This window comes from Dolichospermum compactum NIES-806, from assembly GCF_002368115.1.
Classification (GTDB): Bacteria; Cyanobacteriota; Cyanobacteriia; order Cyanobacteriales; family Nostocaceae; genus Dolichospermum; species Dolichospermum compactum.
Window position 1 is genome coordinate 4,562,750 of record NZ_AP018316.1, and the last position, 13,148, is coordinate 4,575,897.

Here is a 13,148-nt window from a genome sequence, read left to right on the forward strand (position 1 = left end):
CAACGTTCTGATGAACTATGAAGGATGAAATTACTTCCATCTTCAATCTTTTGTCCTTCAGCTTTAGTAATAATCTCTGCTGAGATGATGCTCGATTGCAGTTCCATACCTTTGCCAAGTCATGAGTTTAGTATATCCTTGGATGGTTTTCTCCATGAGACTCCACAAGACAACTTCTACTTATGGTTGGGATTGGGAATTGATGATTGGTAAGTGGGGAAAATGGGCAAAAGTTTCGCCATTAAGTCATCAAACAAGACAAACTAGTACAGCACGGCGTAAATAAAACAACCATTCTTCATCACTAAAAAGCTGACGCCATATTATTTTTGACTTTTGACTTTTGACGAACGCCTTGCGGTACTAGCCGCTTCCAGACTGGCAACGGTTATCTGCTGTATCCAAATTGTCTAATTTTCTGCCCTTGGTTGCTGTTGTAAATTTGTCAATCGGAGGGAGTTGTGATTTTGGACTACAAGCCTCGATGGCAGATATGACATTTATCAATCTGTCCATCGGAGGACTTGAATTGAACATCCAAAATCTAGAGTTGAGTTGTTTGTTAGTTAACGCTGGTCAATGGGAGTGTAAGTGACTTCATGACGACCGTTGTAAATTTGGGTAGGACGGAAAATCCGGTTTTCTACCAGTTGTTCTTTCCAGTGTGCTAACCAACCAGCTACACGAGCGATCGCAAATACTGGTGTAAACAAGTCGGTAGGAATCCCCATCTTCCTGTACACTAAACCGGAGTAAAAGTCAACATTAGGATAAATCCCTTTACCACCCAGTTTTTCGGAAACTACCCGTTCCATTTCTACGGCAATTTCATAGTATTCGTCATAGCCAAATTTATCAAACAACTGCTCTGCCAAGCCTTGTAAGATTGTAGCTCTGGGATCTTTGACTTTGTAGACACGATGCCCAAAGCCCATAATTTTAGCTTTGCGTTTGAGAAGATCATTCACATAAGGAACAACATTCTCTACAGAACCAATTTCTTCCAACATCTGAATTACTTCTTCATTCGCTCCACCATGCAATGGACCGCCTAAAGTACCCACAGCACTAGCAACTACCGCATAGGGATCAGTCAATGTAGAAGCTGTAACTCTAGCACTAAATGTAGAAGCATTCATTGTATGCTCAACATGAAGAATTAAGCAGATGTCAAATATTTTGGCAGCTAAAGGATCAGGTTCTTTCTCGTTGAGCATATACAGGAAGTTAGCCGCATAGCCTAAATCATCTCTAGGCTTAACTGGATCATTACCTTCCCGCATTAACTGAAATGCTGCTACCATTGTGGGAATAGTCGCTATTAAACGTACGGCGGCAGTACGAATATAGACCGGATTATGTAAATCCCGACGAGAATAGAATAAACCTAAAGCAGCCGCCGAGGCTTGAAGCGCATCCATCGGATGACCACTTTCAGGGAAACATTTCATCATGTCTCGAATGCGGTATTTGATGCGTCTGTGGAAGAGAACTTCATGCTCAAATGCTTTTAGTTCTTCCTCGTTTGGTAATTCACCCCAAATTAACAGATATGCAGTTTCTAGGAATGTACTTTTTTCGGCTAATTCCTCAATCCTGATACCACGATATTCTAGAATTCCTTTCTGCCCGTCTACATAACTAATACTCGACTGGGCTGCGGGAATGCCTTCTAAACCAGGCTTGTATTCGCATACCGTCATGGCAACACCATTTACTTTGTAAAATATCTGCTCACACTAACTTACCAGAGACTATTTTCACCACAATAGTTGCAGATGCAACAACTATTACAGCAGGTACTTGGGTGATGTCAACCAAAACATTTGACTACGACCCCAAGCTGAACCATCATCTGGTAGTTTTATTCCCATCATACCTGCTTTTTTGAGGATGAGGCTCTCTTTTGCTGCTCCCCACAGGAGAATTTCTGCCCAATGGCTTAAACTAGGCTCATGACCGACTAATGCTAGTTTGGTTTTCTGGGGATAATTCCTGGGTTGAAGCCATTCTTGCCACCAATTTTGAATATTACCATCAAAGCTCAGATGATCTGATGTTTCTAACTGGGAACTCAATCCAGCCGCAATGAGTATTTCTGCTGTTTGATAAGCGCGAATTAGGGGACTGGAGAGAATGAGATCAAAGTGTAATTCTAGCTGTGCTAATCTTTGAGCGACTTTCTCGGTTTTTTGTCTTCCTTCTGGGGTGAGTTGTCGTTCTTCGTCTTTTAGTTGCGGTTGATGTTCTTCGGCGATACCATGACGAATTAAGTATAGTTCCATGTTTTTAGTTGGGTGTTTTTATATTATTTTTGTTTCGCGCAAAGACGCAAAGAAGCAAAGGCGCAAAGAAGAGGGTAAAATTAGTAATTTCATAAAATCTTTGGATACTGTGAAAGTCTATGTCTTATATCTCTAGCTAATTGATCAAATGTTTTACAAATTACTTTGCGTGAGTCTACTACAACTCTATTTAAATACCATTTCAATCTAGCTTTTTCAAGCTCACTAAGGAATTCATCTCTACCTATAACAAGAATACCTTGATATTCTATATTCTCACTTCCAAAAATAGAACGAAATTGAGAAGTATTCTTAACATCATCAATTTTCCAAAACCAATCAATGATTTGACTAATTAATATCTATATGAAAAGAATCTAGATTTTTCATACTTTAGCCTTTTCTAATAATCCATATAACATTTCAATCCGTTTATAATTAACTATATCAGTAATAGTCACTTTTTTAGATTGAACTTCAAAAATGATTCGATATATGCCTACCTTCGCAATAAAATCATTATCTGGGCTTGAATTCAGATTAGAAAATTCAATTTCTGAACAATCAGGAAAGTTTTCTAGATAACTAATAGCATGACTAATCTTTTCTTTTTCTTGAGTTGGTAAAGCATCAAGTGCTATTTGTGCGTTATCATCTAGAACTATTTCATTTTTGTTTGGCTGTTGATTTTTAGAGTCAGTAGAAAGATCGCAATACTCATCAGATAAGTGTTGAACTTCATTGAAAAAATTAGTTCCTCCTTCTTCTTTTTCTACTGCGTGCTTAATCTTTGCAAATATTTCATCTTTTTTTTCTGTTGGTTCATTGTGTAACACAGAAACTAATATTTCTTGAAATTTCTGATTCCTTTGTGCTGTAGTTTCCTGATTATTTTTTGTCATACTAACCATAATTTGCCTGAAAACCTGTAGAACTGCTATTTTTTGGTTCTCAGATATATTAGAAATCCATTCTCCCAATAACTTAACAATCAACATTATAAAGGTATGTAAAACCTCCGAATCTAGCTTCTGAATATAACCGTGAGCCAGACGATTACGCTTTTCTAAGTAAGCTTGAATACTATCAAATTCAGAAATTGATAACTCTCCCAAAGAGTACATTGATCTTAGCAATTTTATGAATGGTAAACGTTCAATAGGAATTGATACATCCAATGATCTTTTTCTTAATGCTCCTTCAAAAATACTCCAGAGAAAAAGAAAAGCAGGTTCAATATTATTATTTTCAATAAGCTTGCTAACTTGACTAAAATGGTCAACTATTTCTTCCCAGGAAGGTAGTTCTTCCGATGTTCCTGGTAATGATTCTGCTTGTATATCTTCAAGTGTTACCAATAAAAAACGCCAGCCTGGATGTCTACTTACTTCTTCTGCTACAGATTGTAACTGCTCAACTGAAACTGGACTAATGCTGGTTTTTATTTCAATTATTAAACCTATTAAACCAGATTCATTTTCATTCTTAGTAGCAAGAATATCGGGTTGATAATTATCCAAATCAAACGGTAATTGATCTGCTTTCGGGTTTTGTATAACAGTAAATCCTTGATCACGATACTGCTTGATCAAAGATTCAAATTTTTCATCATGTAAACTTTTAGTATTGTCTATCATAAGTATTTTTCCAATGTTTGAGATTCACTTACTTTGACATAAACACACTCTTCGCCAATGATGACACCTTCCTGTAATAATAAAGGTAAATTTGTTATATCAATTGGCTCAGATAAAAACCGACGATGACTCTCTACATCTGATATTAGTCCATCATTTTCATAAACTAACTCATTGAGTGCATCCTGAATGGGTTTAATAATGTTATCGGTGTCAGGTGGCCTATCATCACAAAGATAAATTAGCGTTAACTGTAAATTGACATTTTTAATTGGACTGCCACCTGTCCAAACCTTTTGAGCTTCAGAACGAAGAAAAGTTTTCCATTCATTACGTCCTTTTGATTTTCCTTGTAATGAAACAGTCCGCTTGCGAATGAGAAGTTCAAAATATATTATTGACATTCCCAGTCCATCTCTTGATTATAACTTAATAAACTTACAGCACTTTCCACCACTTACTCCTCAAGTCTTGGGTGTATCTCAAAATTGTACTAAATTTATACCTATTTCTTTGACTATATAGTTTCAAAAATAAATCAAATAAGTCAAGTTGATAGCCGTACTGTATAGCTAGAGTATCAAAAATAACGATAGAGATGTGCTTGTCCCTATCGTTGATCATTTGGCTAAATCTGTACTGAAAATTATCTGAAAATGAAATATTCAACTCATCATGGCGATCGCCTAACTTGTACAATAAAAGATAGATTGTTGCGAATTGTATAGTTAAGGATTATAGCTGTCATGACTGCCGCTGTTTTGATCGAAAATCTTAAAAAAAGCTACGGTAATGTAGTCGCAGTCCAGGATGTTTCCTTTCAAGTCCAAACTGGAGAAATTTTTGGGTTACTTGGACCTAACGGGGCAGGGAAAACGACCACTCTCCGGGCTTTATGTACGCTAACAACGCCCGATACTGGGAAAATTGAAGTTTCTGGCATTTCTGTCTTAAATCACCCCAAATTGGCTAGACAAAAACTGGGTTATGTAGCTCAAGAAGTAGCTTTGGATAAGGTACTAACTGGACGGGAGTTACTACAATTACAAGCGGCATTGTATCACCTTCCTGGTGCGGTGATTAAACAGCGCATTAATACTATTTTGGATTTGCTGGGGTTACAAGAATATGCAGATAAAAAAACTGGAACTTATTCCGGTGGTTTACGCAAACGGCTAGATTTAGCGGCTGGGTTACTTCATGCGCCTGATGTGTTGGTATTAGATGAACCAACGGTAGGATTGGATATTGAAAGTCGGGTTGTAGTCTGGGAGTTTTTGCGACAATTGCGGGCTGGGGGAACTACTGTGGTAATTACCAGCCATTATTTAGAAGAAGTTGATGCTTTAGCTGACAGAGTAGCAATTATTGATAGAGGTTTGGTTATTGCTAATGGTACACCTTCTCAGTTAAAAGACCAGGTGGGGGGTGATCGGATCACTTTAAGAATCCGTGAATTTTCACCCTCAGAAGAAGCCGAAACTGCCAAAAACCTGTTATCAGCCTTACCTTTTGTCCAAGAAATCATCATCAACAGCGCCCAAGGTAACTCTCTAAATTTAGTAGTTACTCCGCAAAATGACGTTTTGATCACGATTCAACAAGTATTAAATAATGCCAACTTACCAATTTTTGGCATCGCTCAATCTCGTCCTAGTTTAGATGATGTTTACCTAGCAGCCACCGGCAAAACCTTAATGGATGCCGAATTAGCCGCTGTAGCCAATCGTGATCCTAAAGCCGAGAAAAAGCAAAATATGAGATAGAGAAAATCGAGAATAGGTAAAGTAACTAAACCCTTAGTTGCTTACCATCAAGTAGACAACTAAGGGCAATTGGTGTTGTCGCGGTGGAAGAAGCTGTAGAAAAGGCTATTAGTGAAATGTCTTGAAACCAGGGATGTGTAAATCTGTAGTGACAATAATTACAAGGCTGTTAGAGCGTTTAAACTCTGCCACTAAATTAGCACCTACCGTATACTTGGCACAGATGAAGAGATGGAGAAATTACTGGACTGGAATGATATGAATGATAAGTAAGGTAGTATGGGAGAAAGTTATGGAAACTTATTGATTTTAATTATACTTACTTATGAAAAAGTTGCAAATTGACTTTAACCATCAAGCCATACATAACACTCGAGAAGATGGCTATCTTAAATTTCAACTTAATCAACAAACAGGTGCTGTTTTATCCATTGCTCATACGCAGGAAGCAATTATTGTACCAGTGACATCGGTTACAGCTATTCCAAATATGCCTGCTTGTATATTAGGATTGATGAATTGGCGCAGTCATATAATTTGGGTAGTTGATTTACCGAAGATGTTTAATCTAGAATGTCTTGATCATCGGTTGCATCAGTATAATATTATTGTTATTCAAATAGAATCAATGATTTTAGGTTTAGTCGTTCAAGAAATTAAAGGTACAACCAAGTTTATTGCTGATGATATCCGTTCTCCTGTGGGACAAGTAGCATCTAGTTTAGTACCGTATTTATGTGGTTGTGTGGTGCAACAAGAAGAAATTTTATTGGTATTAAATGCAGTACATATTTTAAGTTCAGATGTTTTTTGTATTAACTAAGAATTAATACTCAAAGAAAGTGGTAATTTTTTATTTTATAGATGTGGTGTGAGGAATATATGTTGAATAAAACTGATATCAAACAAAGTAGCAATTCTCAAAATCAAGCATCTTTAATTTCTCCAGCTAAAGTTGTTGATAGTAGAGGAAAAAGTCCCATTTATCAGAGGTCTTGGTATCAGGGGTTAGCATATTTGCGAAAATTTAATTTGAGTGCCAAATCTATAATTTTGTCTATAGCTATTGGTACTTTACCCGTTTTGGGAATTGGCGTGATCGCTTATATTTTCGGTAGTAAGTTAATTACAAAACAAATTATTACATCCCAAGAAAATACAGCAATTAACTTAAGCGATAAAGTTAATAACTTTATTGGACAACGCTATGGAGATATTCAGATACTATCTAATATATCTTTTTCAAGTCCGATGCAAGATACAGAAAAAGCAATAGCAGAAAAATCTAGGCAAATATCCAAAGTTGATAACAGCACAATTAATATAGAAACAAAATCGTCCTTAGATCGCTTGATAAAAACTAGTAATGTTTATGATAATGTAGCCATATTTGATATTAATGGACAAGTGATCGTTCAGTCATCAGGAGAATCTTTAAGTCCAGAAAAACAACTGATCTATTTTCAAGATGTAGTTAAACAAAATACTCCTATTATTAGTCAACCAGAAATAGTTAAAAATATAGGCGCAGTGATTTATATAGCTGCACCAATTAAGGATGCAATTGAGGGTAATACTATCGGTATAGTCAGAACTCGTATGCCTATAAAAGCCTTAGAAAAAGTAATACAAGGTTATATAGATGAGACTAATCAATATTATTTTTTAGATGCAACGGGAAAAATTTTAATTAGTTCTTACCCAGATTTATTTGGTGAAAAATTTATCAATATATATCCGAGTTTAACTAATGTTTTGAATGCAAAAAATATTGATACATTTACAGCCATTGCCAAAAATAATCAAAAGCAGCAACTTATTAGTTATATACCATTTTCCAAAATATCAGGTTTACCAGAGATCAAGTGGCAATTAATTATAGAAAAAGATACAGCGATCGCCTTTAAGCAACAAAGAGAATTTTTGACATTAACTGCTAGTAAAACACCATTAATCGCATTATTAATGACGTTGCTTGTAGCTTGGTTAAGTCAGCGGATTAATGCTAAGATTGCGAATACATCCATAGCAGAAGCTCAGGAAATTCAAGAGCAGATAAATCTAAGTGTAGTCAACAAACAAGAAGATCAAGAAAGAGAAATTGAATGGCTCAAGTTACTGCTAGAGGTGACTAGAAAAATTCGGCTAAATCTTCAGTCTGAAGTTATTTATCAAACAGCAATTTCTGAAGTTAGTCATATTCTAAAAACAGATAGAGTCATCATTTATAAACTCCACCGAAAAACGCAAGCTGTCAAAGTAATTGCTGAATCGGTAATTGATGATTGTCAAAAAATGCTCGGTGTGTATAACAATGATTCTCACTGGCGAGAACTTGGGAAAAGTGATCAATTTGAGTCCATATCAGACATTGAACAAGAAGCAAATTTAACCAGCAGTTATATCGAATGGTTAAAGAAATTTTCTGTACAAAGTAGTTTAACTGCACCAATTTTAAGTCATGGAGAAATTCAAGGATTCTTGATTGCTCATCATTGTCATCATCCTCATGTTTGGCAAGTTGAAGAAATTAATTTTTTAACCCAAATTGCTACACAAGTCGGCTATGCTTTAGAACAATCTCATCTCCTAGTAGAGATCAGAAAATTGAAAGCTAATAGTCAAACAAATATTAATCAAGACTCTCTAGAAATCCAGAATTTTCAGGATAGTATTCAGCCAATTGTGAACCAAATTCAACAAGCTGTTAGTGAAGTAAATGTTTATTTAGAAAAATTCACCACAGAGGCAATTCTAGAACCTGAAAAAATGCACCAAAGCTTAGAAAATATTGAAAATATGACCATTACTATTCAATCTATCGCTGATATAGCACAGCAAGCTGTCACCATTGTTAATGATGCTAACCATACAGCTACTAAAACTGGAGCAGAGATGGATTTAACATTGCAAAATATTTTCTGTGTCCAAGAAACGGTTGATGAAATAACTAAAAAAGTGAGACGTTTAGGGGAATCTTCTCAACAAATTTCTCGTGTGGTTTCCATAATTAATCAAATTTCCATGCAAACTAATTTATTAGCAATTAATGCGGGAATTGAAGCTGCAAGAGCCGGAGAAGAAGGTCAAGGTTTTGCAGTGGTAGCTGAAGAAGTTGGCGAATTAGCCGCCAGAAGTGCAGCCGCTACTCAAGAAATTGAGGAAATAATTGCCAAAATTCAACAAGAAACAGGTGAAGTATTAAAAACTATGTCAATGGGAACTAATCAAGTTACCCAAAGCAGCAATATTATCGAAAATGCCAAGCATAATTTACAACAAATCGTTGATGTATCTCAGCAAATATATACCTTAGTTCAGTCAATTTTAAGTTCTACTCAATCTCAAGTTCAAACATCACAAATTGTTAGTCAAACTATTAAAGATATTACTCTTGTATCAGCACGTAATAGTCATAATTCGCGTCAAGTTTCCCAATCTTTACAAAAAGCAGTAGATATTTCTCAAGAGTTAAAAGATACTATTGAGACTTTCCCACCTAATTGATATTCTCATTTGTTCTGAATTAATAAATAATGACTAAGGACTAATGACTAATGACTAAAGATAAAGAATTGGAAATCCAGATGCAATTTCTGGAAGAAGCAACTGATTATCTCAATACTTTAGAAGGGGTATTACTGGAAATTGACATCAGCAAACGTATTGAATTAGAACATATCAACGCTGCAATGCGAGCCGCCCATTCTATTAAAGGTGGAGCAGCAATGATGGGATTTCGCGTATTAAGTGATTTAGCTCATAAATTGGAAGATGCCTTTAAAGTTTTAAAGACTCAAAAAGATTCTTTGGAACTTGATACTCATTTACAAAGTTTATTACTATCTAGTGTTGATTGGCTACGACAGATTGTTGAGTTACTGGCAAAGGGTAATAATCTGGATGATAGTTGGTTAAGAAAATTTTGTTATCCCGTTTTTGACGAACTTTATGAGCGTTTAGGTGAACCGACTCCAGAAAATATCACAACTTTGCTATCATCCGAAGATGACACAGAAATTATCCCTTTATTATTTGAAACTGAAGTTGAAGAGTATTTACAACACCTAGAAGCTAGATTAAAAAATAGTAATAAATCGGGATTAAGAGCAGAGTTGGTAATGATGGCAACTGAGTTAGGTGGGTTAGGAGAAATGCTGCAATTAACAGCTTTTACCCAACTATGTCAATCAGTTAGCCATTATTTAGAAACTGACCCTGATAGTTGTTTAGAAATTGCTGATTTAGCATTAAAAGCATGGCGACAATCTCAAAATTTAGTATTAAGTAATCAACGAGATAATTTACCAACTAGAATTGATTTTGGTGAAGTTATTCATGATCGTCCTCCGATTTTAGCAAATCAGCAAGATCATTTATTGTATAAATCAGCTATTTCTGATTTTGATTTATTAGAAAATGTTGAATTATATCCAGAAAGTGCTGATAGAGTATCAACCTCAGAAAATATCCCCATAGATTATAAATATACTGAACGTAAAAGTGATATTAATTCACCGCCTAAAGAAAGGGAAAACCAGGAAAATACAGTTAGAATTCCTAGTAAACATTTAGAAAAAATTAATGATTTATTTGGAGAAGTTATTATTCAACGTAATGGGTTAAATGTGCAAATGGAAAGATTACGTAAATTAGTGCGTAATCTCAGTCAAAGAGTCCAAATTCTTGATCAGGAAAATCAAGAACTGCGAACAGCCTACGCAAAAATAATAACTCATAATCATCTGTCAGACGAATCACCTAATCATGGTAATCAAGAAGCAGAAAATAATTTTATAGAACAAGATAGCTATCAAAAACTGAATTTATTATCTCAAAATGTGATGGAAACTATTGTCCAAGTTGCAGAAGTTACCAGCGATATTCAATTAAGTGTGGACGATACAGACCAAATAGCAAGAAAACTAAATAAAACTTCTAAACAATTACAAAGACAATTAACCCAGGTGAGAATGCGTCCTTTTTCCGATTTAGTAGAACGTTTTCCTAGAGCTATTAGGGATTTAAACGTTGAGTATGGAAAAAATGTACAATTAAAAATTGAAGGTGGAAATACTTTAATTGAAAGAGGTATTTTGGAGGCTTTAAATGAGCCTTTGATGCACTTGTTACGCAATGCTTTTGATCATGGAATTGAAGATCCTACTACTCGTAAAAATCAAGGAAAACCTGAACAAGGTTTGATTGAAATGAAAGCAGCCTATCACAGTAATCGCACGATTATTACTATTCGTGATGATGGTCAAGGTATTTCTTTAGACAAAATTCGTCACCGGGCTTTAAAAATGGGTTTGGATGATTCTTTATTAGCGATCGCTAGTGATGAAGAACTACTATCATTGATTTTTGAACCAGGATTTAGTACCTCGGAACAGGTAACAGCTTTATCTGGTCGGGGCGTAGGCATGGATGTAGTTCGTAATAATCTGAAATTAGCGCGAGGAGATGTGAATGTTGACACCCAAGCTGGAGTAGGGACAAAGTTTACCTTATCAGTACCATTTACCTTATCAGTCGCGCGGGTTTTATTGGTTGAGAGCGATCGCTTAGTGTTAGCATTTTTTACAGACGTAATCGAGGAAATTTTCTTACTAGAACAGGAGCAAATCTTCTCCCAAGACGGGAAAGAATTTATTAACTGGCAAAACAATCAATTACCATTACTGCGTCTCAATAAATACTTTGAGTTTAATTGCTCCCGCTACAATAACTTAGAAATAGAAACTCTGCCGATTATTAATGCTACAAGTGTATTGATAGTCAAACATGATCATCAACAAGTCGCAGTTCAAGTAGAACGCTGCTGGGGTGAACAAGAAGTAGCTATTCGTCAAGTAGAAGGTAGTATTCCCCTTCCCAGTGGTTTTAATAACTGTACAATTCTTGGTGATGGTCGAGTAGTTCCCCTAATTAATACCAATGATTTAGTATCTTGGATTACGACAGGCGAACGTCCCCACATCAGTAATAAATTACCAACCACAAGACTACAAACTGCATTCCTCAAACCGCCAAAAGTAACCACTATCAATCAACCTGGTTGCAAAAAAGGTATAATTTTGATTGTTGATGATTCCATTAACGTCCGCCGTTACCTAGCACTAACCCTGGAAAAAGGCGGGTATCAAGTAGAACAGGCTAAAGATGGTCAAGAAGCTTTAGAAAAGCTAGAAAGTGGTTTGCAAGTCCAAGCGGTGATCTGTGATATTGAAATGCCTCGTATTGACGGTTATAGCTTTTTAGAGCGAATCAACAACAATACAGAGTTGAGAAATATTCCTGTTGCTATGTTAACATCCCGTAGTAGTAGTAAGCATCGTCAGTTAGCTATGCAATTAGGAGCAAAAGCTTATTTTTCTAAACCGTACAATGAGCAAGAATTATTACGGACATTAGAAGAAATAATTTTCCAGATTGCAGAAACAAGATTAATTCGTAATTCGTAATTTGGAATTTGGAATTCGTAATTTGGAATTCGTAATTTGGAATTCGTAATTTGGAATTCGTAATTCGTAATTAAGTTTGGCAACAGGGATTTAGACCCCGACAGAAAACTTGCTGCCTTTAGAGGCTGGGGAATTAAACGCCTAAACTTTGTTAAAAATATATAAGTAGGTGAACACAATAAAACCAATTTGTGTGAAGAAAAGTAAAATCGCCCAAACCCTCTTCCCTCTTGCCTTGCCATAACGACGATTTTCAATGCTAACCTACTTAGAATACAACAAAGTAACTTTCAACTTGAACATTCTGACTTTTTTTACACCAATGATTCAGTCCACACGGAGCTTATGGCACTTTGGACAAACGGTACTGGGTATTATATTCCGACACCCTATTACTGGTACAAGTATTATCCCTGTTTTACCTGATGGTCAAATTGTCCTCATTAGACGAAAAGATGATGGTCGTTGGTCATTACCTGGTGGTATGGTGGATTGGGGAGAAGATGTTCCTCATGCAGTCCGTCGAGAATTGATAGAGGAAACAGGGTTAGAAGTAGTCAAAATTCGCCGTTTAGTGGGAGTTTACTCTTCACCAGATCGTGATCCTCGGATTCATTCTATCTGTATTACTGTTGAAGTTGAAGTTCAAGGAGAAATGGCAATCAAAGATACCTTAGAAGTTATGGAAATCCAAGCTTTTCCTCCTAGTTCTTTACCAAAACCAGATATGTCTCATGATCATTTTCGTCAGTTACAAGACTACTTAAATGGTTTAACAACACTTGCCTAAAAGATGGAAAATTCAAAATTTTGGGTTGGGAAATTATAGCAGGAGTCAAGAGTCAGGAGTAAAAACCTGTTGTGGACGGAGTTTCATGAATACCTACGGTACGTTGACACGAACAATTCATGTCCTAACCACCTTGACCGTTGCTATAACTCCAAAGTCTATAATTGGAAATTGCACAACTTAGACAACTATTAGACAACTAA

Annotated in this window: 11 protein-coding genes; 6 read left to right on the forward strand and 5 right to left on the reverse strand. The window is 35.9% G+C overall.

Annotation, left to right across the window (positions count from 1 at the left end; translation table 11 throughout):
• Positions 1–121: 121 nt before the first annotated feature.
• Positions 122–286, forward strand: a complete 165-nt coding sequence (locus tag CA730_RS24700; RefSeq protein ID WP_157750036.1) for a hypothetical protein — start codon at positions 122–124, stop codon at positions 284–286.
• Between the two features lie 280 nt (positions 287–566).
• Here CA730_RS24700 and CA730_RS21210 read toward each other — a convergent pair whose 3' ends face one another.
• From CA730_RS21210 to CA730_RS21230, 5 genes are all read right to left on the reverse strand, one after another.
• The gene (locus CA730_RS21210; protein ID WP_096670319.1) at positions 567–1,703 is read right to left on the reverse strand and encodes a citrate synthase; all 1,137 of its coding nucleotides are present in this window, start codon (positions 1,701–1,703) and stop codon (positions 567–569) included.
• 87 nt (positions 1,704–1,790) lie between these two features.
• Positions 1,791–2,285, reverse strand: a complete 495-nt coding sequence (sixA, locus tag CA730_RS21215; protein WP_096670321.1) for a phosphohistidine phosphatase SixA — start codon at positions 2,283–2,285, stop codon at positions 1,791–1,793.
• Positions 2,286–2,374: 89 nt separating this feature from the next.
• The gene (locus tag CA730_RS21220) at positions 2,375–2,647 is read right to left on the reverse strand and encodes a Shedu anti-phage system protein SduA domain-containing protein (RefSeq protein ID WP_096670323.1); all 273 of its coding nucleotides are present in this window, start codon (positions 2,645–2,647) and stop codon (positions 2,375–2,377) included.
• A 24-nt stretch (positions 2,648–2,671) separates the two neighbouring features.
• Complete coding sequence (locus tag CA730_RS25020; RefSeq protein WP_172891224.1) at positions 2,672–3,922, reverse strand: hypothetical protein; 1,251 nt, start codon at positions 3,920–3,922, stop codon at positions 2,672–2,674.
• Complete coding sequence (locus CA730_RS21230) at positions 3,919–4,326, reverse strand: RusA family crossover junction endodeoxyribonuclease (RefSeq protein ID WP_096670325.1); 408 nt, start codon at positions 4,324–4,326, stop codon at positions 3,919–3,921. The genes CA730_RS25020 and CA730_RS21230 overlap by 4 nt, the downstream gene beginning before the upstream one ends.
• 342 nt (positions 4,327–4,668) lie before the next feature.
• On the opposite strand from CA730_RS21230, the gene CA730_RS21235 reads away from it, so the two are divergent.
• The 5 genes from CA730_RS21235 (at position 4,669) to CA730_RS21255 (ending at position 12,945) form a co-directional block, all read left to right on the forward strand.
• On the forward strand, positions 4,669–5,688 hold the full coding sequence (locus CA730_RS21235) for an ABC transporter ATP-binding protein (RefSeq protein ID WP_096670327.1): 1,020 nt from the start codon (positions 4,669–4,671) through the stop codon (positions 5,686–5,688).
• A gap of 325 nt (positions 5,689–6,013) precedes the next feature.
• Positions 6,014–6,511 carry a chemotaxis protein CheW gene (locus tag CA730_RS21240; protein ID WP_096670329.1) on the forward strand — a complete coding sequence of 166 codons (498 nt, stop codon included), beginning with the start codon at positions 6,014–6,016 and terminating at the stop codon, positions 6,509–6,511.
• A gap of 59 nt (positions 6,512–6,570) precedes the next feature.
• Positions 6,571–9,195 (forward strand): methyl-accepting chemotaxis protein, encoded by a 2,625-nt coding sequence (locus tag CA730_RS21245; protein WP_172891225.1) that lies wholly within the window; start codon positions 6,571–6,573, stop codon positions 9,193–9,195.
• Positions 9,196–9,245: 50 nt separating this feature from the next.
• Entirely contained in the window at positions 9,246–12,155 is a 2,910-nt protein-coding gene (locus CA730_RS21250; RefSeq protein ID WP_096670333.1) for a hybrid sensor histidine kinase/response regulator, read from the forward strand.
• A 322-nt stretch (positions 12,156–12,477) separates the two neighbouring features.
• The gene (locus tag CA730_RS21255; protein WP_407919754.1) at positions 12,478–12,945 is read left to right on the forward strand and encodes an NUDIX hydrolase; all 468 of its coding nucleotides are present in this window, start codon (positions 12,478–12,480) and stop codon (positions 12,943–12,945) included.
• Positions 12,946–13,148 lie beyond the last annotated feature (203 nt).